Genomic DNA, 23,008 nt, shown 5'->3' on the forward strand with positions numbered 1-23,008 from the left:
TTAGGTATTATTAGAGTAATTGTTTTACTAGCTTTTGTTATCCATCCCCGGCGTCCCAGACAAGCGTGTCCCTCTAAAAAATAAACTCGCAGTAATCCTTCCATTGATTGTTATAGCCGGTTTCATTTCCTTTTATATATGATTAAAATAAGAACTTATCAAGTAGAAGTATATATATTTTTCTACCAATGTGTAGTTCCACTAGGAGGTTGCTTATAATGAGATTTCATAAATACACAGTAATGCTTATGTTTCTAGCCGTCGCCTCAAGCAATGACTTTTAGGTGTCATCACTGCTATTGTCCTCTTGTTAATCGCTGCATGGACCATACAGACGACCAACATAAATAAATTATTGTATTTCTCAATAAACAAAAATAACTTAACATAGTAAAATAATAGTTGGATGGGAGTCTAATACATATTATTAAAATTAAAGTGGTTCAAGTCGGAGGAAGGCACCTTAGGGTGTCTTTTCTTTATTTTGCTAATGAATAGCGTGTCCTCTTCTATATAACTCTTTAAAATATAAAATGTGCCATCTTTGCCCTTCCCTTATGAAGGGAGGGACAGGAATGAAAAAACGTAAAAAAAAGGCGACCAAAAAGACAGAATCCCAGTCTTTCGTAAGTAATCTAGCATCGTGGACGACAGTACTGAGAAATATTCATTACTTCTTCACGCAAAGCCAGTTTGTAAAACATATAATTCAATTCATCAAAGAACAAATTGGAATGTAAAAAAGTGCTGCTATGATTAGCAACACTCAACTCAAAAACTAAAGTAGATCGAACACTGAGCTGAAAGTACTGACCATACTTTCTTCGCACAAGACCAAAGTGATTTAGAAGCGGCAAAGATGTCAGTGTTCTATCTTCTACTAAGATTATATTTTATTTTGTCCATAATAGACCTATATATACGTTAATAAAAAAGAAATACCCCAGCGACCAACCGGGGTATTTCATGACCGATAGGAATGAAAAAACTTGGCGACCAAACCTAGCTTTTGTGTTATTCCCATAAAATTTAAAAACTAAGCAACATCTTGTTGCACTTTTATTTTATCATTATCTTTCTCTTATTGGAATACATTAGATTATTTTTTAGATAAGAGTCCAATACATATTATTAAAATTAAAGAGGTTCAAGTCGGAGGAATGAACTTTAGGGTGTCTTTTTTTTTTCTAAAAGAGAGTTTTGCTTTCAAGAAGATACATTTTCAATGGATTACTGCCATGAGTATATAGATAAAGTCCATTAAGACATGTATTTTCATGAATATGTATAATTACATAAAATTTCAGTGAAAAAGAGAGTATACTTTCGTATTGTGTAATAAAGATAAAGCCCGCCTACGGAAATAGGCGGGCTTTTTTTACTTATAAAGAAAAGACAACCTTTAAGGTGTCTTTCTTCGATTTGAAACATTTTACTAGGTTAAGTTTTTGTGATAATGAACTCTTTTAATTGGAATGAACCTACGCAGTACATCACTTTATTCTTAAGCATCATTCTCAACAAAAGTGAAGATTTTCATTATCTTTTTCACTACAAAGGGTAATAATTTAGAAGCTAAAAATGCAAGTACGAAAGCAATTCCCCATGTTTTCATCCATGATTTGAGAAATAAAGCTGTATATCCAACATTCATTGAAACCATGACGAAAGAGATAATACTAGATATACCTAAAATCATTAAGATATTAAAAATTAATGGTTCAAATTTTTTATTGATTTTCAAAATTAACACCTATTTTCTATATATGCTTTGCTGCCCGATTTCACCAACATCTAATCTTACAGTTTGAAATCTAGGTTGTCCAGTTTGTTTTATTTTTCTGCAATAGCAATATTATATGGAATAGAGTTTCACCATATTGCTATTAAACTAAAATTTTAAGATTGAACCTAAACGAAATTTAAAGTATCGAAGTTCATTTTGGAGGGGGATGTAATACTACATCTTACACTTAAACTGCACATTGCGTATTTTTTATGAAGAAAAGACACTCATATAAAAGTGTCTTTTCCGATAGTTTTTTAGCAGAAGCAAGCAGCTCCAACGATGATTAATAAAATAAACAATACAACTAATAAAGCAAATCCTCCAGCGAAGCCACAGCCACCACAACTACCACCAAAGCCCATAACAGTTCCTCCTTTTAATAGGAAGGGAAAACCAAGGGGTCACTCATGTGTTTTAACGGATTCCATTTACTGTATGCTTTTACGAATGAATGGAGCAGGTCCTTTTCAAAATAGATTTATCCCGCTATTTGTCGGGGAGTAAGACCTCGATTGATGAGGGCAGAATATATTCTTAGAAGGAATTCAAAGGCAAAATAGGAGAGTCTATATCATTCTTTAAAAGCGAATAAATGAAAAATAAAATATCCAAAAATATAGATAGAAATCCGCTTTTATACCTTTCAATAAAAGAATACTAGCATTATATATTATAAGGAATACTTGTCCTTAATTGTAAATGAAAGGGGGGAATTGGTATGAGTTATGGCTATGGTCACCCTCCAAAAAAATGCTGTGAACATCATAATGAAACTTTATCAACGGGTATATTACGTAGACATTCCGCTACGTTATTTCTTACTGTGGATGCTATGAATGTTGATCCCGACGATACTCGTAGAGTAACTGTTGAAATGTTTGATTGGTCATCTGGTTCTCCGGTATTGTTACCATTAATAGACCCTTCAACGCAAACATTGCCACCTAATCGATATGTTACTTTTCGTTCAGCAGCTCTTCCTCCAGCACTTTTTGCTTATGAAGTAAGAATCATTCGTCCGAAAGATAGAGATGTTGTTACGAATGTTTTTGGTCTTAGTGCAATCGTATTTAACCCACAAGAAGGAAATAATGTTTTACAACATGATTTAGCAAAATTAGACCTTAAATAGCTTTTATAAAAGTCTATTTATTGAGCATGATTAAAAAAAGAGTAGGATGTAATCCTACTCTTTTTTTAACGTTAACTAGAATTTTAAAAGAAATCCTTCATCATTTTAGCATCTTTAATATTCACTATCACACTGTCTACCTTATCTTTCTTCTCATTTTTAGCGATTGTAATTTGTTCTTTATTATCAACCCATACAAGAAATTCTTCTTTTGAGTCATCTTTATATGTAACGGTAATAGTAGAATGTGCAGATTCTCTCTTTTTTTGATCTAAAGTGATTGTTTTAGGTGTTCCATTTTGAACTGCTGAAACGATAGATTTTATCATTTCTTCGTTATCTGTTTGAGATTTGGAAGTAGTATGATTTGTTGTTTTTAGTATTTCAATGTCTGAAATATTTGCGGAGTTTAATTGAAAGGTATGTTGTGTGCGTTCTTGCTTAACTTGTGAAGCTTTATCTGTAGCCGAGGTGCTTGTACAACCTATTAAAGTGAAAGATAGAGCGGTTAGAGCGCATATAGATATGATTTTTTTCATAGTATCCCTCCTTAAATTTAATTATAACAATTTTCTGTTAATTTAGGTAGTTATTGTAAGGAGAAGATGTTTTAAAGTGGTAAATGATGTTGTTCATTTTCTATTAAAATTAAAATTCACATAATTTTTTTCATATTTTATGTTTAACATTTCGAAAATAGGTGTACTACATATAATATAACAAATAATTCATTTTAAAGGAGGAAGTTAAAGATGGAAACGAAGTATAGTAAACCTTTTGTATATGAATTTATTACGGAGAAAGAGGTCATGAATGCGGCGAATGATCTAGTGAAGAAAGGAATAGAACAAAAAGATATTTACGTGTTAACACATGAGAAAGAGAGGACAGATAGAATCGCAGATAATGCAGACGTGAACACGATTGGAATAAAAGAGGAAGGACTTGGGACAAGCATTATTAATGTCTTTCAAAAAACGGGAGATCAGTTAAGAAATAAGATGCAGGAGTTAGGGCTTAATGAGGAAGAAGCAAACTTCTACGAAGAAAAGCTGGATGAAGGAAAAATCTTGTTATTCGTTAAAGATTTAGAAAGAGTCGGTGAATGGTTACAAGAAAGAAGATGCACGTATTCTCTTTAAATTTGTATCCTTTAAATCTATAAATCTATTACGAAAAGGAGATGGGAAATATGAGTGAGAGCGGTCTAAAAGAACAAATTACGGGTAAAGTTGAAAAGAAAAAAGGACAAGTAAAAGAAGGGATTGGTGAAGTTACAGAAGATAGAGAGTTGAAAAATGAAGGGAAGTGGGAGAAGACGAAGGGAACTATAAAAGAAAAAGTCGGAAAAGTGAAACAAAAGATAAGTGATGGATTGGATAATAAAGAATAATACATGTTTATCAAGCTTTGGTTACATACCAAAGCTTGATAAATCAAATATAAAAACAATATAGGAGGTTTAATTGTGGGACTTATTATTACGTGTATTGTAGGTGGACTTATTGGTGCGTTAGCTGGAATGATTACGGGAAAAGACTTTCCTTTAGGTATAGTTGGTAATGTGATTGCCGGATTAATTGGATCTTGGGTAGGTAGTGCGTTATTTGGTCATTGGGGTCCTGAATGGGGAGGCATTTTCGTTCTTCCAGCGTTATTAGGTGCAATCGTCTTTATTTTAATCGTTACATTCTTCTCTAGAATGTTGCGGAAAGCGTAAGTATGATAATGAATAGTAATCTTAAGTTTATTATATATAGCTATAAAATTAATGAACTGATAAATATACATAAAAAAGCATCCAATTAAACTAATTTGGATGCTTTTTTAATGTAATCTACATAGGAATGAGTGGGGGATGAAGGCCCCCACTCATTGAAATTACACTTTTTATTATGTATTAAACCGTCGTTACTTTTTCACAATTATTTATTCTTACGACCTGCCTCGGTTCTATATGAGATAAGTTCTCGTTATTACCTATATCAACTACAATTGTATTCGTTAGTATGTTAATAATGGAACCAACTAATTTTGTAGCATGATCGTGTCGATAAGAAAATTGAACGAAATCTCCCTTTTTAAAGCTGTGCTCTTCCATAGATAGATCCCCCTAAAAATAATGTTTATACATTATACATACACAAATTTATAAGTTTTAAACATTTGATAGTATTTTTTACGTGTTAAGCCGAGAAAGGTGTAGAAAATTTATCCCGCTTTAACGGGCAGTAAGACCCCCACCTCAAAATTTAGCAGAGCAAAGAAATTAGGTGGGGGATCAACTGCCCATAAAAGTCCGATTGGTTCAACTAATAATCAGTGGGGGATGAAGAAAACCCCCACTGATTAAAGTTTCACTTTATTTATAATAAAAATAAAAAAATATGTTTAAAACTAATTTTTATGGGTAATTAAATAGTAAAAGTTCGAGATAAGGGGGCGGAAATGATGAATTTGGAAATAAATATTTTGCAAAATGATGTAGGTTATACGGTACAACTTAATGGTGAGATTGATGCGTATACGGCATCAGATTTAAAAAATAAGGTAATGCCTATTACAAGCGAAAAAGAGGTTCATATCGTAGTAGATTTTCATAACGTAGATTATATGGATAGTACTGGTTTAGGTGTTTTTATAGCGCTATTAAAAGCAGTTAAGAAAAATGATGGAAAACTAGAGTTTATCGGTGTATCTAAAAGATTAAAAAGATTATTCGATATTACAGGGTTAACAGAAATATTAAATTTGAATTCCGATTTTGAAAAAGTAGAAAGAAGGTGACTAGGGATGATGGAGAGATTTGAAAAGATAGAAATGAAAATTCCTGCAAAGGCAGAATATGTGGCTATTATTCGTTTAACAATGGCTGGTGTTGCGAATCGAATGGGCTTTGCTTATGACGATATAGAAGATATGAAAATTGCTATTAGTGAGGCGTGTACAAACATTGTACAACATGCATACAAAGAAGACGTTGGAGAAATTACAATTGTCTTTGGGCTATATGAAGATCGATTAGAAATTATGGTTGCGGATAATGGGGTTAGCTTTGATTTTAATAACTTAAAAAGAAAAGTTGGTCCGTATGATATTAGTAAACCAGTAGAACATTTGCCGGAAAATGGTTTAGGTTTATATTTAATCAATACATTAATGGATGATATACAAATTATGCATGATGAGGGCATGACAGTTTTAATGACAAAATATATACAAAGAGAGCAGGTGGAGAATGATGGAAATCCAATCTCAACCTACAACTCTTACTAAAGAAGACGTTATTAAGCTAATTGCAGAATTCCAACAAAACCAATGTAATGAAGCGCAGGAAAGGTTAGTTGATCATTATAAAAATCTCGTATATTCCATTGCATATCGCTATTCAAAAGGCGGGCCGATGCATGAGGATATTATACAAGTAGGGATGTTAGGGCTCTTAGGTGCAATAAGAAGGTATGATTATTCGATAGGGAATGCTTTTGAGCCTTTTGCAATACCTACGATAGTAGGGGAAATAAAGAAGTATTTACGTGATAAAACTTGGGGCATTCACGTTCCAAGACGAATTAAAGATTTGGGCGGGAAAATTAAACTTGCGATAGAGGAGTTAACAGATCACCTGCAACGTTCACCGAAGATAATAGAAATTGCAAATCATTTAGGACTATCGGAAGAGGAAGTTCTAGAGATTATGGATGCGAAAAATAATTATCGAGTATCTTCCTTAGATGATGTAGTTGAAAATTCATCTGATGGAAGTTCGGTAGCGAGAATTGAATCTGTAGGTGAAGTAGAGCAAGGATATGAAGAGACAGAAAGGCGTCTCGTTTTAAAGGATATTTTTAACGTATTAAATGATACGGAAAAGAGTGTTATTCATTATATATTTGGAGAAAATTTAAATCAAAAAGATACAGGGGAACGGTTAGGTATTTCACAAATGCACGTTTCTCGTATTAAAAGACAAGCGATAAGTAAATTGAAGCAAGCCGCGTTTTTAGATACATAAAAATTTAAAATAATTATGTTTAAAACATGAGAAAAGGGGTACTTATTAAGTATAGGAGGAGATATGAAAATGTCACACGATGTGAAAGAACTAATCGAAGGATTGAATGAAGATTTAGCAGGAGAATACTCAGCAATTATTATGTATAACCATAATGCAGCTACAGTTTCTGGTATATATAGACAAGTGTTAAAACCTTTCTTTGAATCTGAAATTAGTGATGAACAAGGACATGCCCTATATTTAGCGGAGAAAATTAAGACGCTAGGTGGTACACCTACTACGATCCCTTTACCAGTGAAACAAGTAGAAGATGTTAGAGAAATGTTAGAATCCGCTAGACAATCAGAATATGAAACAATTAAGCGTTATGAAACGAGAAAAGAACAGGCAGCGAAATTAAATATGACAGAGTTAGTTGTAAAACTAGAAGATATGATTGCAGATGAAACTAATCATATGGAAGAATTAGATCGTCTTTTAAATGATAAAGCAATGGTTTTAAATTAAAAGTAGAAATTTATAGAGTGAAAGAACAAATTCCTATTTCTAGGGGTTTGTTCTTTTGTTGTATAAATATGTTTGAGTAAGAAATTTTCATTTTGTAACTGAGTATGTAATACTAGAAAAATAGAAAATGATAATAGATTTACATTTTAAATAAGAAAAGGGGAAATAACTTGTGTCCATTTTAATTGTCGATGATAATCCGGTTAACATCTTTGTAATTGAGAAGATTTTAAAACAAGCCGGATATCATGATCTTGTATCGCTCAATTCTGCACAAGAGCTCTTCGAATACATACAGTTTGGAAAAGATTCTTCCAGGCATAATGAAATTGATTTAATACTATTAGATATTATGATGCCTGAAATTGATGGACTTGAAGTTTGTAGGCGATTACAAAAAGAGGAGAAGTTTAAAGATATTCCTATTATTTTTGTTACAGCTTTAGAGGATGCAAATAAATTGGCCGAAGCTCTTGATATGGGGGCAATGGATTATATTACGAAACCTATAAATAAAGTTGAACTATTAGCACGTATGCGTGTAGCGTTACGCTTGAAATCAGAATTAAATTGGCATAAAGAACAAGAAGAAAATCTTCGGAATGAACTAGATTTAGCTACGCAAGTACAAAGAAACTTATTAAGTAGCCCATTAAGAGAAGATTATATAAAAATTGAAGCAAGTTACTTACCTTCATTTAAATTAGCTGGAGATATGTATTATTGGTATAAAATCGATGAAAACCGCTACGGTATTATATTATTAGACGTGATGGGACATGGTATATCTGCTTCATTAGTTTGTATGTTTATTTCGTCTGTATTACGTGAAACAATTAAATGTTTAATTGATCCAGAACTCGTTATTAAAGAGTTAAATAAATATATGACCCTTTTACATAATGAAAATGATAATATTCCTTATTATTTTACGGCCATATACTTAGTTGTTAATACAGAAGATAGAACAGTTGAATATGTAAATGCAGGGCATCCTGCTGGATATGTTTTAGTTGATGAAACAAATGTAGTTGAACTAGATCGCGGGAGTTGTGCGGTAGGATTTTTTGATGAAATAAAAGTTAAAAAAACAGTTATACCTTTTGAGAAGAACGCTCAAATATTATTGTTTACAGATGGTGTTCTTGAAGCCATTGCAAATGATGAATTTGAGTCTGAAGAGAAATTACGTACTTTTACAGAAAGAAAATGGGGAGATTTAGAAGGCGAGATAGAAGGGTTTTACAAGGAAGAACAAAAGAAAGCGCAATCAGATGATATGTGTCTCATTATGATACAAACGAATGCGAAATAAAAAGCGTATGAAATCCAAACAGAGGATTTCATACGTTTTTTATTGTATTTTTTGATAAATTTGTTCACTAGGATTAAATTGGGTATAATGTGGCATTATCTTTGAAAAACGAAGAGTTTCTTTATTTCCTAAACATAGAAATCCATTGTGACTTAAGCTTTCATAAAATAGTTGCTGCACTTGATTTTGAAGTTTACTTGTAAAGTAAATTAAAACGTTACGACAAAGTATAATATGAAACTCGTTAAAAGATTGATCGGTTACTAAATTATGCTGTGCAAAAATAATGTTTTGTAACAGTGAAGGATTAAAATAAGCAAAACGATTATCTGTTGAATAATAGTTAGAAAATGCTTGTGTACCGCCAGCTTGTAAATAGTTTTTCGTATAAGTTTGCATTTTATTTAACGGGAGGATGCCTTGTTTTGCTTTTTCTAACACATTTGTATTCATATCTGTTGCGTAAATAACCGACTTTTCACTTAATCCTTCTTCGTGAAGTAAGATGGACATCGATAATACTTCTTCACCAGTTGCGCATCCAGCATGCCAAATTCTAATTTCAGGTTGCTTTTTCAATTCAGGAATAACATGCTCTCTTAGTGCTTTAAAAAAGGCAGGGTTACGGAACATCTCAGTTACATTAATCGAGAAATCATTTAATAACTGTTCTAAAACCCCTTCCTCGTGAATTACTTTTTCAATTAATTTTGAAATGGTTGGGATATTAGAGAGCTGCATTCGATTACAAATCCTTCTATAAATAGATGTACGAGCATATTGGCGAAAATCAAATCCTGATAGTTTAAATACCGCTTCCAATAATAATTCAATTTCTAAGTTCGTGCGCTCATCCGTATCTACTGATGGATCAAAATTATAATACTTATTTTCCACTCCAACTAAACCTCACTTATTTTATTAACCATACACTCATTACCGAATAGAGTTGATGTAGGTTTAATGGTTTACTTATATAATCTGAAGCGCCAGCAGATAAACATTTTTCCTTATCATTTGGCATTGCTTTAGCAGTTAATGCGATAATAGGTATTTCATGTAACCCTAAGTTCATTCGGATATTTTCCATCGTTTCATAACCGTCCATATTAGGCATCATAATATCCATTAAAATAAGGTCAATATTTGTATTACTTTTTAGTATTTCTAAACACTCTAAGCCGTTTTGGGCAGTAATAATGTTGGCATTTTGTTTTTTTAATGCATTTTGTAACGTAAATATATTTCGATGATCATCATCGACAATTAAAATGGTTTTCTCTTGGAAGACGTTATTTGTTTCGGTAGTAACGATAGTTTCTTCAACAACTTCAGCAGGAATAACATCTTCTATCGTTGCTGCGACTTCTAAATTGGATAACTGTATATCATGTAATCCATTTGGAAGGCTAGGAATAAATACCGTGAAAGTACTACCTTCTCCTACATTACTCTCTAACGTAATCCAACCACCTAACAATCTAGCAAACTCTTTACAAATAGATAAACCTAGTCCTGTACCACCATACTTTCGAATCGTTGCTCCATCTGCCTGTTGAAAGGCTTCGAAAATAAGTTGATGCTGTTCTTTAGCGATACCAATACCAGTATCTTTTACTGAAATTGTAATCCAATCTTTACTTATAGACTGCATATCATGACTTAAATTGGTTGTTTCTATTGAATCGAAATGTAAAGAAACGGATCCTTTTTCTGTGAATTTAAATGCATTGGATAATAAGTTTTTAATAATTTGCTCGATCCGTTTTGCATCTGTATAAAACAGATTAGGAATCGTATCACTGTCTTCAATCGTAAATTCGACATTTTTTTGTGCAGCTATATGTAAAAAGTTTTGATGCATATTGGCTGCCATGTCACTTATGTTCGTTGCTTCAAAAATGATGTCTAGTTTGCCTGCTTCTACTTTAGATAAATCTAGTATGTCATTAATTAAAGTAAGTAAGTCTTTCCCTGATGAATGAATGACAGTTGCTAGTTCAATTTCATCATCCGATAAATGATTATCATGATTTTCTCTTAACATTTCAGATAATAGTAAAATACTATTTAACGGTGTGCGTAATTCATGTGACATATTTGCTAGGAACTCAGATTTGTATTTTGAGCTGCGTAACAACTCGCTTGCTTTTTCTTCTAATTCTGATTTGGTAATTTGTAAGTCAGCTGTCTTTTGTTCAGCTTCTTCAGTTCTAGACTCTAATTGTTCATTCGTTGTTCGTAATTCTTCAGCTTGCATTTGTAGTTCTTCAGCTTGCGTTTGTAATTCTTCTGATTGAACTTGTAACTCTTCTGTCATTGCTTGTGATTCATGTAAAAGAGTTTGAATTCGCATACGTCCTATAATGCTATGGATTGTTAAACCTAGATTATTAATAGTTTGTTGAATTAAATCTTGATGTAAGTCTGAAATCTCAGTTACACTTACTAACTCCATTACTGCAATCACCTCATCCTCAAATAAGATAGGGATGACTAGTAGATTTTTAGGACGTATTTCTAATACTCCGCTAGTGACATACCGAAACTCTTCTGGTATATCCCTGAGAATAAAACTTTTCTTTTCTAAGGCAGACTGTCCAATGAAACCTTCACCCATTTTAATGGATGGTTTTCCAATATCAGCACCTTGATCGGCGAAAGAAGCTTTTTTCACATAGTAGACAGTTTCTTCATATTCTTCACGTACATAAAATGCACCGCAAGAAGTTTGCGTTTTTTGTATAATTCCACTAAGAATTTTTTTACCTAACATCTCAATAGAAGATACACCTTGATACATTAAAATTAATTCTGCGAGCTCAGTTTGTAACCACTCTCTTTTCGATATTTCGTCTAGTAGGTGGTTCGTTGTATGAGCAAGATCTTTTATTTCATCATGTGTATTTACATGAATTCTTTCCGTAATTTTTTCTTTAGAAGAAATTGATTTAATAGCTTGAATTACATTTTTAATCGTTTTTGTAATGGAATTCGAAATATAGAGTGAAACGATAATGGAAATACAAGAAAGTAAGAACAATAAACTGTATAACCAAATCTCTAATTTATTATTTTCAATATCTAATTGTGCTGCTCTTTTTTTCGTTAATTGCTCCTCAGTGCTCCGGAAGTTAGTTACCTGTGACTGTAAGGACTGAATTTGAGTCGTGTCGATTGTTTGTACATTATTACTATTATTATTTGTAATGAGTGGGTGAATCTCTTTATTAATCCAACTAGTAATGTTTTCGTTAATCTGTTTTAATTTTTCTTGCTGAGAGGGGTTATCCTCTAATAAAGCAAAAAGATCATGATAATGTTTTTCGTAATCCTTTTCCGCAGAGTTAAGGGATTGCACGTAATTAGGGTTATTAGAAATGATAAACCCTTTCGCTTTATTTTCAATTGTTAGTAACTCTTTCTCCACTTGATTCGTTAAATTGAGAACTTTAAAATCGTGATCAATAATAAAATTACGAGATTTTTGTAAGCTGGAAATCTCATTGTTTAACATAATGAAAGAAACAAGTAAGAACAAAATGATAACTAAATAACCAGCCATAATTTTGTAGCGAATACTAAATTTTGCTTTCGAGTTCATTAAAAATTCCTACCTTCAAGGTTATTAAAACTTTTCTATTTTAAAGAATGAAAAACGTAATATATATTATATCAGTTTTCATAAGGCCAAACTAGAAATCCCCCTATTGTATTAGGGGGTTCTTTTTTTATAGAGGAAATCATTTTGAAATATAAAAACATATATGAAAGGTAGTAAACGAGGGAATAGAGGATAACAAACATTCTAAGAAGGGAAGAGTGTTCTTAAAGCTCTTTTTGCATCTATTCCTTCAAAAATAAATAATATAAGATCTTTCTTTTTTACAGTAAGGAAAAAGGATACTAGAGTGCTTAAATTTTTGATTGATGTCATTGTTCCATGTTTACTTATAAACAAATTAGCTTGAAATGTTGTCATTAAAGCATAAAAATGATGAATCTGAGTTATTGTAGGTGTTTCATTATAAGAAATAGTAGTAGAGTGAATGGCGTTCATCGTAATATTCCTTTCCATATAGTAAGCATAACAATATAAACATACCCGTTTTAAAAAATGTTAAACATATAAATAAGAAAAAATATAAGTATAGTTTTTTACGTTTAGAAAAGGTTAGGAAGGGTATACATATACTACAAAGAGATTGACTGAAGATGAATTGTAAGATGTCTATGTTTAGTAGATTAGTCTATCAAAATATACTTTTACTTTAAATAAAAAGGAGCCTGGTATACATGAATGAAATGATGATTGATATTACATTTGATTTAATTTACTTGTTAAGTAGTTCACTTGTAGTACTTTTACTATTCGCTTTTTTCGTAAATGGTTATGTTAATAAGAAGATTAGTGTATACAGAAATGAAGAAAAATAAAGATACATTATATAAAACTTTAGGAGGTTAATAGTTATGAATGTAGATAGAAAAATAGTAGGTGTTTTTAGAACAATTGATGATGCGGCACTCGTTATTAATGAATTAAATGATAAAGGATACTCAGCAGATAACATTTCAGCTATTGCGAAAGATCAAAAGGAAATTGAACACCTTGAAGAAAAATCGGGTGAAAAAGTAAATCATGAAACTGCACATAAAGCGGATATCTTTTCAGCGACAGGGCTTGTAGCAGGAGGTGTAGCAGGCGGACTCGGTGGTTTATTAACAGGTCTTGGTATACTTGCCGTTTCTGGAATGGGTCCAATCGTAGCAGCAGGACCGATCGCAGCAGCTATTGGAGGAGCCGGTATTGGCGGAGGAGCTGGAAGTTTAATAGGAGCATTTATAGGGTTAGGAATTCCAGAAGAACATGCTAAAAAGTATGAAGAATATATTTACGATGGCAATATATTAATTTTAGTAGATGCAAAATTAGATGATAAGTTAGAAATCTATAAAATATTTGATAAGCATAATGCCTATAACTCTGATTTCTTTAAATAAAATGTAAACAAAGTGAATATCGTTTTTTGATCTTACAACTTTGGCGCGGCCGAGGAGTCGTATGACTATAAGAGAGGAAGGGCCTATAGTAAAAGATCAAGTTCTATTATGTTATTTAAAAGGGAAGAGGTGCCTTTTCGTGATTGTAAAAATATTAAAGGATAGCAGTAATAGTTTCCTTTGTACAGTTCAAAATAAAAATGGAGACCAGTATGTAAAAAAATGGTTTCGTAAACATGAAAACAATGAAAAATTAGGACGACCAACTTTCAAAGAAGTAGAAAAGGACTGGAAAGAAAATAAAGAGTCGTTTATGTATCCTAATGTTAAAGCGCTTTATTAATATGAAACATAATGCGCGTTTCATTCTTACAAAACTGTCACATTCCTGTAAGGTAATTCAATAGATTAGTTGTTTGTTCCATGTCATAATAAAGACATAAGAAAGCTAATTAAAACTACAACTTATTAGGAGAGTGTCAGTCATGATTGTAACAACAACGTCTGGAATTCAAGGTAAAGAAATTATTGAGTATATCGATATTGTAAATGGTGAAGCTATTATGGGTGCAAATATTGTCCGCGATTTATTCGCTTCTGTTCGTGATGTTGTCGGTGGTCGTGCTGGTTCTTATGAAAGTAAGCTAAAAGAAGCTCGTGATATCGCAATGGACGAAATGAAAGAACTTGCAAAACAAAAAGGTGCGAACGCTATCGTTGGTATTGACGTAGATTACGAAGTTGTTCGTGATGGAATGTTAATGGTTGCTGTAAGTGGTACAGCTGTACGTATATAAGTAAATAAAAAACAGGCTCACCCCTTGAAGTTTATGCTTTGAGGGGGTTTTTTGTTTTTCTTTTGTTCATGACTAAAGTTAAAATAGAGAAGGGCCGACGTACTAGCTCGCTTATTTCAAATGTAGTATATTATTTCTTAAGAAAAAGCAAGGAAATGGAAGTTTTTGTATTTAAAGAAGGTGTTAACTTTATGACAAATAATAAAATTGCTATTTGAGGTACGAAGAGAATTAGTGGTATGAATAATTTTAGAAATTGTATAGTTAATAGAAATAAACGATGGAGTATGTAAAGAGTTATATTACATAAAAATTTATTATGAATGGAGGCGGTTAAACTATGTTTTGGTTAGGAGGCTTTTTAGGATACATTGTAGGTTCTATTACTACATGTGCGCTACTTTACTTTGGTTATAGAGCCGAGAAGAACAAAAAAGCGGATATGCGAAAGAAAGAGGAGGGAAACATCAATAAAAAAGGTGTATAGGATGTGGAAGAAAAATTGATAACATTGATGCAAAAATAAAGGACAGTTACATATTTTATATGATTACTATGTACTGTCCCGCTTATTCCTTTTGAATTAGGAAAAATTGTTTCCTGTCTTGCTATAAATTTCATAAGCAAAAAATCCAAATAAATAGCCTATTCCAGATCCTAAACTAACTGAAAGTAGTAATGAATCAGGAGAAAATATGCCAACAATAATACCGATCAAACACCCTAAAAGCATTCCTATTGGTATTAAACTATCTAATAAAACTTGAGCGTTTTTTGATTTTTTCTTACCTAAGTTACCGTTGTTATATTTATGTTTAAGACTTCTAATCACATATACTACAATTCCTCCGGCTATTACAACAGGCGTAATTGCTGTGAGTAACCACATATTAGAATCTCCTTTCGCTTTTTTAATTAAATTACATAAGCTACTTAAAATTCTATGCTACTAAATGGATTGATAGTTGAATGTACTCAATTTAATAACTCGTCAAAAACACTTTCCCTTTCGTTTTCTCCGCAGATTGCACAACATCAACTGCCGCTTTCACATCCGCTAAGTCATATGTAGAATGTACTGTCATAAAACGTAATTGCTTATTTTCTACTAAACGAATTAAGTGACGAAACGTCTCTTGCCATTTATATGCGGACACATCTTTATTCCAATGACGTAAATGAAATATGTTCGCGTGCACTTTTGCTTTCGTGACAATCTCTGCCCAGTTTACTTGTATTCCTGACAGAAGTCCTATAGTTAAAAAGTGCCCATTGGGACGTAAGGAGAAAGCTAATTCATTTCCATCCGGTCCCCCAATAGAATCAATCGCAGCGTCTGCACCTCTGCCGTTTGTTAATGTCATAACTGTTTCATAAAGCGGGGCAGTGGAAGTATCGATTACATATTCAGCACCTAGGCGTAGTAACTCCTCTGTATGCTTATTACTTCTTGTCACGGCAATGAGTCGGAAGTTTAAAATTTGTGATAACTGCGCAAAAAGATGGCCAATAGCGGATCCGCAAGCATTTACTAATAAAACGTCATTCCGTTTTAAGTTTAGCGTTTCCGTACATATAACCCACGCAGTAAGGGGATTAATATACATTTGTGCCGCTGTAAAATCATCAATGGAATCAGGAATAGGGACTACAAAGTCAGCTGATGTCTTCACATATTCTTGCCAAGTACCTTCCCCGCGTAACGGTAACACACGTTTATCGATAAGGTCTCTAGAAACAAAAGCTCCTACATCTTCTACAATACCAACACCTTCATAACCAGGTATGTTAGGTAAAGGGATTCTATGTGCGTACGCTCCGGTTATTGGAATTAAGTCAGATGGATTAATCGGTCTAACTAGCATACGAACGAAAACTTCATTATCTTTCAGTGGTTCTATATTTTTATATTCAACTTGTAATACGTCTTTTGGATTGCCAAACTTATGAAATTGAATGCATGTTCCAAGCAAAGTAATTTGCCCCCTTAGTTTCATTGGATTTATTATAGCATTTTTAGTTTGGGTGGTTATTTTGTTAGTGATAAATAGGGTTTTTAATTTACGTATTTATCAGAATTTTATAAAATGTGTATATAACTATAAAATGGGGGGATTTCTTCATGTGTACTAGTTTGACGTTACAAACTAAAAATTTCCAACATCTTTTTGCAAGAACAATGGATTTCACATTAGATATGAATCAGGAAGTAATAATCATCCCTCGGCGTTATCAGTGGAATAATATAACTGGTGAAACGATCCGAGCGAAAAAGGCTGTTGTCGGAATGGGAATTAATCATGAAGGAAGGGTCATTATGGCGGACGGAGTAAATGAAGCTGGTATGACGTGTGCCACTCTCTATTTTCCGGGATTCGCTACTTATAGTAACAGTATAGATAACAATAAAACGAATTTAGCGCCATTTGATTTTGTAGCTTGGAGCCTCACGCAGTTTAATTCTGTTGAAGAGTTAAAAAAATCTGTTGATAACATTTCTCTTATAGATATACCATTACCAGTTTTAGGGATTTCTCCGCCGCTACATTGGATTTTAGCAGATAAATGGGGAGATTGTATTGTACTTGAGCCGACAACTGATGGACTAAAAATGTATGACAATCCACTAGGAGTGATGACTAATAGTCCGGAGTTTAATTGGCATTTACAAAATTTAAGACAATATATTGGTCTTAAATCGCAGCCATTTGCGCCAACGGAGTGGGGAGATGTACCATTAAGTGCTTTTGGTCAAGGTTCAGGAACGATGGGACTTCCTGGAGATTTTACCCCGCCATCAAGATTTGTACGGGCAGCATATGGCAAACAAAACATTCAAAGTATAGAGAACGAAGAAGAGGGGATATCGGCTATTTTTCATATCTTATCAAATTGTGAGGTTCCTAAGGGGGCAGTAATAACAGAAGACGGTATATTAGATAATACGATCTATACAAGTGCAATGTGTATGGAGTCTGGAACATATTATTACCATACTTACGATTGTAGACAAATTATAGCCATTCATTTATTCAATGAAGATTTAGATACAGCTGAGATTAAAACGTATCCGTTCCAGCGGAAGCAAAAAATCTTTTATGAAAACTGATAAAAACACCTCCATTGAATTTGCATACTTAGTATGCGAATTCGGGAGGTGTTTTTCTATTAAGCCGAAGCCTTCTTCATCCTCTCAAGTAAACTAGATAACACATGCGTACGATAAGATTCTAGTTTTTTACCTTCATAAGTACGGATACCTAATTTTTTAAGTTCTTTTACATACCAACCTTTGCTTCCGAAATACATGTGATCGCTCCCCTTCAACTTTGTTTTTATTTGTCCTGATTATACTTGGAGGTACAGGAATTATAATGAAGGAAATGAATTTCGCGCGAAAATGGTTAACTTTGTTGCAAAAGACATATATACTAAAGGTAGTATACAACGAGGTGGGCAAGACGTGATTATAGAGAAGCACGAAATTCAAATTGACCAAATTACTAGCGGTAAAGTGAATATCTTTACTTTCTATAGAAATAGAAAGCAAATTGATGATCATTTTTTACGATTGCAAGAACCATCGCTTACAGCAAACTACTTCTTCCATTTTCATTTTGATGCAGAGAGCTTGCATCTACTGCAGAAAGAGTTTCCGAGCGTATATCCGTACGACGGTAGTGAAACGATTCACGACTGGACGGAAAAGATGAAAGCTGAATTGCAACATCAGATCCAAACAGGTAAATGGAATAAACGCGTACGTATTGGTAATCGCATTCTAGATGTGGTGTTTACGTGGTGTGACGAAGATATAGTAGAGTGAAAAAGAAGCGGATGACGCTTCTTTTTTTTAGCGCTGGAATAAAACGAGCTTACCTGCAGTAGATGTACAGCGATGTGTTTTTTCATACAATCCTTTTTCTTGTAAAATAGATTCACCTTTTGCTTTTGCTTCTTTTTCAGTTGCCGCCTCGAATGATTCGTCTAATGCTTTTGAACCATCTTTTTCAAAGACTGTTAGAACGTATACTCCCATGAAAATTCCCTCCAATAATTAAAATCAGAATCTTATAATTATTTTGACATAAAACGCTACAATATGCAAAGAAATATATGACATTGCGTGGTAAAATAGAATGAAACTTTAATCATCGAGAATATTTTCATTCTCGATGATGATTAGTTTTCAGCGATGTTAATTTTAATAAAATGAAACTTTTGAAAGATAGAAAGGATCGTTATTTGTGAAACAAGTAAAGTTTATACATGCGGCTGATTTGCATTTGGATAGTCCGTTTAAAGGAATGGAGATGAATGTTGCGCAGTCTGTTTGGGAGAGAATGAAGCAAAGTACGTTTGAATCATTTGAGCGTATTGTTGATAAAGCGATTCAAGAGCGCGTTGATTTCGTATTACTAGCTGGGGATTTGTATGATGCGGAGACGAGAAGTTTGAGGGCGCAAGTGTTTGTGCGTGAGCAAATGAAGAGACTTTCGCAGTACGATATCCCTGTTTTTATTATTCACGGTAACCATGATCATTTAGGAGGAAGCTGGGCAGCGATTGAGTTTCCGGAAAATGTTCATGTGTTTACGGAGCCTTACGTAGAAGAGAAATCATTTTATAAAAATGGTGAGCTATTAGCTTCTATTTATGGGTTTAGTTATTTGCAGCAAGCGGTAACGGATAATATGACAGCGCAGTATACGAAAATGAGTGATGCGCCTTTTCATATTGGCATGCTTCACGGAAGTGTGGAAGGAGATGCAGAGCATAATCGCTATGCACCGTTTCAAATTCGTGAGCTGAAAGAAAAACAGTTTGATTATTGGGCTCTTGGCCATATACATAAACGTGAAATTTTATCAGAAGAGCCATACATTATTTATCCAGGGAACATACAAGGTCGTCATCGTAAGGAAACAGGCGAGAAGGGTGCGTACCTTATTGAACTTACGAAACAAGGAACGCAGTGTTCATTTTTCCATACGGCAGATGTTGTATGGGATGAGATCGAGGTTTGTATTGATGGACTTGAAACTGTTGATGAACTTATGACGAGCATGTCAACTGCGATGAATGATTGCCGAAGAGAAGAGGAAGGGACGCTTTTAACTGTCGTATTCACAGGGCAGGGCCCACTTTCTCCTTATTTGCGTGACGAAAAGCGTGTGGAAGAGATTTTTCACATTTTAGCATCTGGCGAAGAGCGAAAAGATTTCGTATATGCAATGAAGTGGAAAAATGAGACGGTTTCTTTTGCAGAAATCGAACGTTTGAAAGCGGAAAATCATTTCGTCGGTAGTGTGCTAAAAGAGTTAGAAGCTTTCACAAATATGGACGGCGTGTTGCGCACCATTTGGACATCCCCTGTAGCGCGTAATAGTATTGAATCTTTTACAGAAGAAGAGAAGAAAGAGATTCAGAAGGAAGCAGAAAATATTATTTTAGAACAATTATTCCAGCAAGAGAGGGATAAAAAATGAAAATTGAAAAACTCCATATTTATGGGTATGGAAAATTAGAAAATGTGGAAATGGATCTTTCCTTGCTGACGGTGCTATACGGTGAAAATGAAGCGGGGAAATCGACAATTCGCTCGTTTATGAAAAGTATTCTGTTCGGTTTTCCGACGAGAGGACAGCGCCGTTATGAGCCGAAAGAAGGCGGGAAGTATGGCGGTGCGCTGACTGTGCAAACAGAGCAATACGGTCGTTTGAAAATTGAACGATTGCCAAAGACGGCAGCTGGCGAGGTGACCGTTTATTTTGAAGACGGGAAAACGGGCGGAGAAGAAATTTTAAACGATATATTAAGCGGGATGAATGAAAGTTTATTTGAATCTGTCTTTTCATTTGATATGCATGGTCTTCAAAATATTCATCAGCTCGGCGAAGCGGATATTGGCAATTATTTATTTTCGGCAAGTGCAGTCGGAAGCGATGCGCTATTACAGTTAGATAAAAAGCTAGAAAAAGAAATGGATCAACGCTTTAAACCGAGTGGGCGTAAACCGGAAATTAACGTGTCACTGCAAGAGATGAAGAAGCTTGAAGAGAAGATGAAAGAGTGGCAAGGGAAAATTGGCACGTATGAAAAACAAGTCGAGCAATTAAAAGAAAGTGAAGAGAAACTTGCTTCTGTTCGTGCGGAAAAAGAGAGTGCAGAAAAGCGAAAGCAAGATTATGAAATATTAGCAGCGCTAGAGCCACTTGTTATTGAAAAGCGTGCGCATGAGAAAGTGTTAGAAAATGAGAGCGGGCAGTTTCCTGTAAACGGAATGGCGCGCTATGAAGCGATTAAGGCGAAGATGGAGCCGCTTCAGTTACAAGTTGATTCGCTCCACAAAAAAATAGAGACAGTGCAATCGGAAATTGTCTCGATTCAAATAGATGAAGAGTTTTTACGAAAAGAAAGTTATGTAGAAGAACTTCGTATGCAGCATTTATCTTACGAAAATGCACGCCAAGAAATGCGTGATATGACAGGAAGTATTGCGAATATAAAAGAAGAAATTGCAGAACTAGAACAACAAATTGGTGCTACTTTTGAAAAGGAAGCGGTTCTTGCGTTTGACATGAGTTTGGCAACGAAAGAATTAATTACGCAAACCGTGCAAAAGGCACGTGAATTAGAAACGCAAAAAGCACAGCTTGATGATCGTTTTAAAGTAGCGCAAGAGCAATTAGAAGAACAAGAAGAAAATATAAGACAGATTCAGAAACAAATGTTAGTTGATGAAGAGCGAAATACGTTAGTTGAGAAAGAGAAATCGTTCCAAGATGCGGCGTTTATCGGTATGGGCGCAGAGAGAATGAAGCGCAAGTATGAGGAAAAAGCAGGAGCAGCTATGCAAAAGAAAAAGCAGTGGCAAAGAGTTTGTCTTCTGTTACTTCTTATTAACACGCTTGTTTTATTCACGAGTTTATTTATTGATAACCGCCCGCTCTTATTTATTAGTGTTATTGTTTTTGTAGGGATTGTTCTTGCCCTTGTTTTATATAAAGATCCGTCAAGTGGATTACAAGAAGAGCTTCTTACTCTTCAGCAAAGTGCTGGCGGGAGACAAAGTGAAGAAGCGCTGTCTGTGCGCTATCAGTTAGAAAAAGATGAAGAGATTCGGAAGCTATTTGAGCGTGAGTCTTATAAATTGCAGCAAATGGAGCGAGCTTATGATAAAGTCGTTTCATCGTATGAGGAATGGGAGAGAGAAACGTTCCAGGCGGGAGAACAAGTAGATGCATATAAAACGCGCTATATGTTCCCAGAATTTTATACGTATGCACACATATTGCCAGCGTTTGAGCGTATTGAAAAAATGCAGCAATTATATCGGGAGTTAGAAAAACAAGGCACGCGAAAATCTTCATTATATGAAATGATTTCGCATTTTGAACAGAAACTAGAAGCTGTTATCGGTAGTGCGGAGTATAGTAAGCTACACGGGGCACAAAGTCGTATGCAAAATGAGAAAGAGAAGCGCCAAACTTGTAAGCAGTTAAAAGAAAAACTGGCGGAATGGCAAGAAGAATATGAGTTTATGCAAGAACAATTAAAGCAATTACTAGTAGAACGAGACAGTTTATGGCATATTGCAGAGGCTACAGATGAAGAGATGTTTTTAGAAGCAGGTAAACTAGCGGAAAAACGTGAAGATGCAGAGAAACAAGTGGGGCGTTTATTACCGCAAATTGATCTGTTAGAACAGCGTTTAAAGAGTTTATCATTAGCTGAACATTACGAAGCTGACGGTTATGAAGAGAAATTAAAGAGAGAAATTACAGTCGTGCAAAACTGTCTGGCGCAAGAGAAAGAACTGACAGAGCGCATTGCGAAACATCGTATGGAAATTGTGAATTTAGAAGAAGGTAGTACGTACGGCGATTTAATGCATGAGTGGGAAATGAAAAAAGCGCAAGTACGTGAACAAGTAAAGAAGTGGGCTGCTTATGCGGCCGCAAAAACGGTGTTAACGAAAACGAAGCAATATTATCATGAAGTGCATCTGCCTCGTATTTTACAAAAATCAGAAGAGTATTTCGTCTATTTAACGGGCGGACGCTATAGTAAAATCTTTTCACCGTCAGAGGCGGAGCCGTTCGTTGTTGAACGTAACGACGGTATACGTTTTTACAGTCATGAACTAAGCCAAGCGACAGCGGAGCAGTTATATTTATCGCTGAGATTTGCACTTGCGAAAACATTTGAACATGATTACCCATTTATTATTGATGATAGTTTCGTGCACTTTGATGCGGTAAGGACGGATCGAACGATTGAACTAATAAAGGAAATCGCAAAAGATAGACAAGTCATCTTCTTTACATGTCATGCGCATTTACTCGCGTATTTTACAGAAAAACAGATTGTAAAATTAACACATAAGCGTAAAGAAAATGAGTTGTGATATGCTATACTAAAAGTAACTGATTTGGTGGAGGAA

At 34.2% G+C, this 23,008-nt stretch carries 30 protein-coding genes; 19 read left to right on the plus strand and 11 right to left on the minus strand.

Annotated features, from left to right (window positions below):
- The first annotated feature begins 575 nt into the window (after positions 1-575).
- Positions 576-740 carry a hypothetical protein gene (locus ACS2FK_RS06040; protein WP_000746319.1) on the plus strand — a complete coding sequence of 55 codons (165 nt, stop codon included), beginning with the start codon at positions 576-578 and terminating at the stop codon, positions 738-740.
- Between the two features lie 764 nt (positions 741-1,504).
- Here the strand turns inward: ACS2FK_RS06040 and ACS2FK_RS06045 are convergent.
- Both ACS2FK_RS06045 and ACS2FK_RS06050 read right to left on the minus strand, forming a co-directional pair.
- Positions 1,505-1,744 (minus strand): DUF2798 domain-containing protein, encoded by a 240-nt coding sequence (locus tag ACS2FK_RS06045; RefSeq protein WP_000700226.1) that lies wholly within the window; start codon positions 1,742-1,744, stop codon positions 1,505-1,507.
- Positions 1,745-2,043: 299 nt separating this feature from the next.
- On the minus strand, positions 2,044-2,151 hold the full coding sequence (locus ACS2FK_RS06050) for a YjcZ family sporulation protein (RefSeq protein ID WP_000505670.1): 108 nt from the start codon (positions 2,149-2,151) through the stop codon (positions 2,044-2,046).
- 356 nt (positions 2,152-2,507) lie between these two features.
- Here ACS2FK_RS06050 and ACS2FK_RS06055 point away from each other — a divergent pair, with 356 nt between their 5' ends.
- Positions 2,508-2,921, plus strand: a complete 414-nt coding sequence (locus tag ACS2FK_RS06055) for a hypothetical protein (RefSeq protein WP_000120208.1) — start codon at positions 2,508-2,510, stop codon at positions 2,919-2,921.
- 83 nt (positions 2,922-3,004) lie between these two features.
- On the opposite strand, the gene ACS2FK_RS06060 is transcribed toward ACS2FK_RS06055, so the two are convergent.
- Entirely contained in the window at positions 3,005-3,460 is a 456-nt protein-coding gene (locus ACS2FK_RS06060) for a hypothetical protein (RefSeq protein ID WP_000720864.1), read from the minus strand.
- A gap of 213 nt (positions 3,461-3,673) precedes the next feature.
- Here ACS2FK_RS06060 and ACS2FK_RS06065 point away from each other — a divergent pair, with 213 nt between their 5' ends.
- The 3 genes from ACS2FK_RS06065 to ACS2FK_RS06075 all read left to right on the plus strand — a co-directional run bounded on the left by ACS2FK_RS06065 (position 3,674) and on the right by ACS2FK_RS06075 (position 4,641).
- Positions 3,674-4,063: a general stress protein gene (locus ACS2FK_RS06065; protein ID WP_000448820.1), complete on the plus strand. Its 390-nt coding sequence runs from the start codon at positions 3,674-3,676 to the stop codon at positions 4,061-4,063.
- A gap of 50 nt (positions 4,064-4,113) precedes the next feature.
- Entirely contained in the window at positions 4,114-4,314 is a 201-nt protein-coding gene (locus tag ACS2FK_RS06070) for a CsbD family protein (RefSeq protein WP_000004263.1), read from the plus strand.
- A gap of 75 nt (positions 4,315-4,389) precedes the next feature.
- Positions 4,390-4,641 carry a GlsB/YeaQ/YmgE family stress response membrane protein gene (locus ACS2FK_RS06075; RefSeq protein ID WP_000522903.1) on the plus strand — a complete coding sequence of 84 codons (252 nt, stop codon included), beginning with the start codon at positions 4,390-4,392 and terminating at the stop codon, positions 4,639-4,641.
- 180 nt (positions 4,642-4,821) lie between these two features.
- Here ACS2FK_RS06075 and ACS2FK_RS06080 read toward each other — a convergent pair whose 3' ends face one another.
- On the minus strand, positions 4,822-5,022 hold the full coding sequence (locus ACS2FK_RS06080; RefSeq protein ID WP_000391019.1) for a hypothetical protein: 201 nt from the start codon (positions 5,020-5,022) through the stop codon (positions 4,822-4,824).
- Positions 5,023-5,369: 347 nt separating this feature from the next.
- On the opposite strand from ACS2FK_RS06080, the gene rsbV reads away from it, so the two are divergent.
- The 5 genes from rsbV to ACS2FK_RS06105 all read left to right on the plus strand — a co-directional run bounded on the left by rsbV (position 5,370) and on the right by ACS2FK_RS06105 (position 8,761).
- Positions 5,370-5,708 (plus strand): anti sigma b factor antagonist RsbV, encoded by a 339-nt coding sequence (gene rsbV / locus ACS2FK_RS06085; RefSeq protein ID WP_002106052.1) that lies wholly within the window; start codon positions 5,370-5,372, stop codon positions 5,706-5,708.
- 6 nt (positions 5,709-5,714) lie between these two features.
- Positions 5,715-6,197, plus strand: a complete 483-nt coding sequence (rsbW, locus tag ACS2FK_RS06090) for an anti-sigma B factor RsbW (protein WP_003269702.1) — start codon at positions 5,715-5,717, stop codon at positions 6,195-6,197.
- Positions 6,160-6,936 (plus strand): RNA polymerase sigma factor SigB, encoded by a 777-nt coding sequence (gene sigB / locus ACS2FK_RS06095; RefSeq protein WP_015055091.1) that lies wholly within the window; start codon positions 6,160-6,162, stop codon positions 6,934-6,936. Before rsbW ends, sigB begins: the two co-directional genes overlap by 38 nt.
- Positions 6,937-7,005: 69 nt before the next feature.
- Complete coding sequence (locus ACS2FK_RS06100; protein ID WP_000017755.1) at positions 7,006-7,446, plus strand: ferritin-like domain-containing protein; 441 nt, start codon at positions 7,006-7,008, stop codon at positions 7,444-7,446.
- Positions 7,447-7,618: 172 nt separating this feature from the next.
- The gene (locus tag ACS2FK_RS06105) at positions 7,619-8,761 is read left to right on the plus strand and encodes a fused response regulator/phosphatase (RefSeq protein ID WP_063546676.1); all 1,143 of its coding nucleotides are present in this window, start codon (positions 7,619-7,621) and stop codon (positions 8,759-8,761) included.
- Positions 8,762-8,800: 39 nt separating this feature from the next.
- Here the strand turns inward: ACS2FK_RS06105 and ACS2FK_RS06110 are convergent, their stop codons facing one another.
- The 3 genes from ACS2FK_RS06110 to ACS2FK_RS06120 form a co-directional block, all read right to left on the minus strand.
- Positions 8,801-9,658 (minus strand): CheR family methyltransferase, encoded by an 858-nt coding sequence (locus ACS2FK_RS06110; protein ID WP_000429045.1) that lies wholly within the window; start codon positions 9,656-9,658, stop codon positions 8,801-8,803.
- A gap of 16 nt (positions 9,659-9,674) precedes the next feature.
- The gene (locus ACS2FK_RS06115) at positions 9,675-12,365 is read right to left on the minus strand and encodes an ATP-binding protein (protein WP_001084964.1); all 2,691 of its coding nucleotides are present in this window, start codon (positions 12,363-12,365) and stop codon (positions 9,675-9,677) included.
- 204 nt (positions 12,366-12,569) lie between these two features.
- Positions 12,570-12,821 carry a hypothetical protein gene (locus ACS2FK_RS06120; protein ID WP_000991350.1) on the minus strand — a complete coding sequence of 84 codons (252 nt, stop codon included), beginning with the start codon at positions 12,819-12,821 and terminating at the stop codon, positions 12,570-12,572.
- Positions 12,822-13,057: 236 nt separating this feature from the next.
- Here ACS2FK_RS06120 and ACS2FK_RS06125 point away from each other — a divergent pair, with 236 nt between their 5' ends.
- From ACS2FK_RS06125 to ACS2FK_RS06145, 5 genes are all read left to right on the plus strand, one after another.
- Positions 13,058-13,198, plus strand: coding sequence for a hypothetical protein (locus tag ACS2FK_RS06125; protein ID WP_001004567.1), 141 nt, complete (start codon positions 13,058-13,060; stop codon positions 13,196-13,198).
- A 36-nt stretch (positions 13,199-13,234) separates the two neighbouring features.
- Complete coding sequence (locus tag ACS2FK_RS06130; RefSeq protein ID WP_001100088.1) at positions 13,235-13,765, plus strand: general stress protein; 531 nt, start codon at positions 13,235-13,237, stop codon at positions 13,763-13,765.
- A 139-nt stretch (positions 13,766-13,904) separates the two neighbouring features.
- The gene (locus tag ACS2FK_RS06135) at positions 13,905-14,108 is read left to right on the plus strand and encodes a DUF4028 family protein (RefSeq protein ID WP_002023439.1); all 204 of its coding nucleotides are present in this window, start codon (positions 13,905-13,907) and stop codon (positions 14,106-14,108) included.
- 142 nt (positions 14,109-14,250) lie between these two features.
- Positions 14,251-14,562 carry a YbjQ family protein gene (locus ACS2FK_RS06140; protein WP_000637510.1) on the plus strand — a complete coding sequence of 104 codons (312 nt, stop codon included), beginning with the start codon at positions 14,251-14,253 and terminating at the stop codon, positions 14,560-14,562.
- Positions 14,563-14,902: 340 nt separating this feature from the next.
- A complete protein-coding gene (locus tag ACS2FK_RS06145; protein ID WP_176510614.1) occupies positions 14,903-15,049 on the plus strand; it encodes a hypothetical protein in 147 nt (48 codons plus the stop codon).
- A gap of 96 nt (positions 15,050-15,145) precedes the next feature.
- On the opposite strand, the gene ACS2FK_RS06150 is transcribed toward ACS2FK_RS06145, so the two are convergent.
- Both ACS2FK_RS06150 and ACS2FK_RS06155 read right to left on the minus strand, forming a co-directional pair.
- On the minus strand, positions 15,146-15,451 hold the full coding sequence (locus ACS2FK_RS06150) for a hypothetical protein (protein ID WP_063546678.1): 306 nt from the start codon (positions 15,449-15,451) through the stop codon (positions 15,146-15,148).
- A gap of 91 nt (positions 15,452-15,542) precedes the next feature.
- The gene (locus tag ACS2FK_RS06155) at positions 15,543-16,535 is read right to left on the minus strand and encodes a zinc-dependent alcohol dehydrogenase family protein (RefSeq protein ID WP_063546680.1); all 993 of its coding nucleotides are present in this window, start codon (positions 16,533-16,535) and stop codon (positions 15,543-15,545) included.
- Positions 16,536-16,684: 149 nt separating this feature from the next.
- On the opposite strand from ACS2FK_RS06155, the gene bsh reads away from it, so the two are divergent.
- On the plus strand, positions 16,685-17,671 hold the full coding sequence (gene bsh, locus ACS2FK_RS06160) for a choloylglycine hydrolase (protein ID WP_063546682.1): 987 nt from the start codon (positions 16,685-16,687) through the stop codon (positions 17,669-17,671).
- A gap of 59 nt (positions 17,672-17,730) precedes the next feature.
- Here bsh and ACS2FK_RS06165 read toward each other — a convergent pair whose 3' ends face one another.
- Entirely contained in the window at positions 17,731-17,871 is a 141-nt protein-coding gene (locus ACS2FK_RS06165) for a YflJ family protein (protein ID WP_000273536.1), read from the minus strand.
- 154 nt (positions 17,872-18,025) lie between these two features.
- Between ACS2FK_RS06165 and ACS2FK_RS06170 the strand changes: the two genes are divergently transcribed.
- Positions 18,026-18,388, plus strand: coding sequence for a hypothetical protein (locus tag ACS2FK_RS06170; RefSeq protein WP_000582785.1), 363 nt, complete (start codon positions 18,026-18,028; stop codon positions 18,386-18,388).
- Between the two features lie 27 nt (positions 18,389-18,415).
- On the opposite strand, the gene ACS2FK_RS06175 is transcribed toward ACS2FK_RS06170, so the two are convergent.
- The gene (locus tag ACS2FK_RS06175) at positions 18,416-18,601 is read right to left on the minus strand and encodes a YhzD family protein (RefSeq protein ID WP_000539552.1); all 186 of its coding nucleotides are present in this window, start codon (positions 18,599-18,601) and stop codon (positions 18,416-18,418) included.
- 208 nt (positions 18,602-18,809) lie between these two features.
- Between ACS2FK_RS06175 and ACS2FK_RS06180 the strand changes: the two genes are divergently transcribed.
- Both ACS2FK_RS06180 and ACS2FK_RS06185 read left to right on the plus strand, forming a co-directional pair.
- Positions 18,810-20,051 (plus strand): metallophosphoesterase family protein, encoded by a 1,242-nt coding sequence (locus tag ACS2FK_RS06180; RefSeq protein WP_063546684.1) that lies wholly within the window; start codon positions 18,810-18,812, stop codon positions 20,049-20,051.
- Complete coding sequence (locus ACS2FK_RS06185) at positions 20,048-22,972, plus strand: ATP-binding protein (RefSeq protein ID WP_063546686.1); 2,925 nt, start codon at positions 20,048-20,050, stop codon at positions 22,970-22,972. Before ACS2FK_RS06180 ends, ACS2FK_RS06185 begins: the two co-directional genes overlap by 4 nt.
- Positions 22,973-23,008 lie beyond the last annotated feature (36 nt).

This window comes from Bacillus cereus group sp. BceL220, from assembly GCF_051776965.1.
GTDB classification, from domain to species: Bacteria; Bacillota; Bacilli; order Bacillales; family Bacillaceae_G; genus Bacillus_A; species Bacillus_A cereus.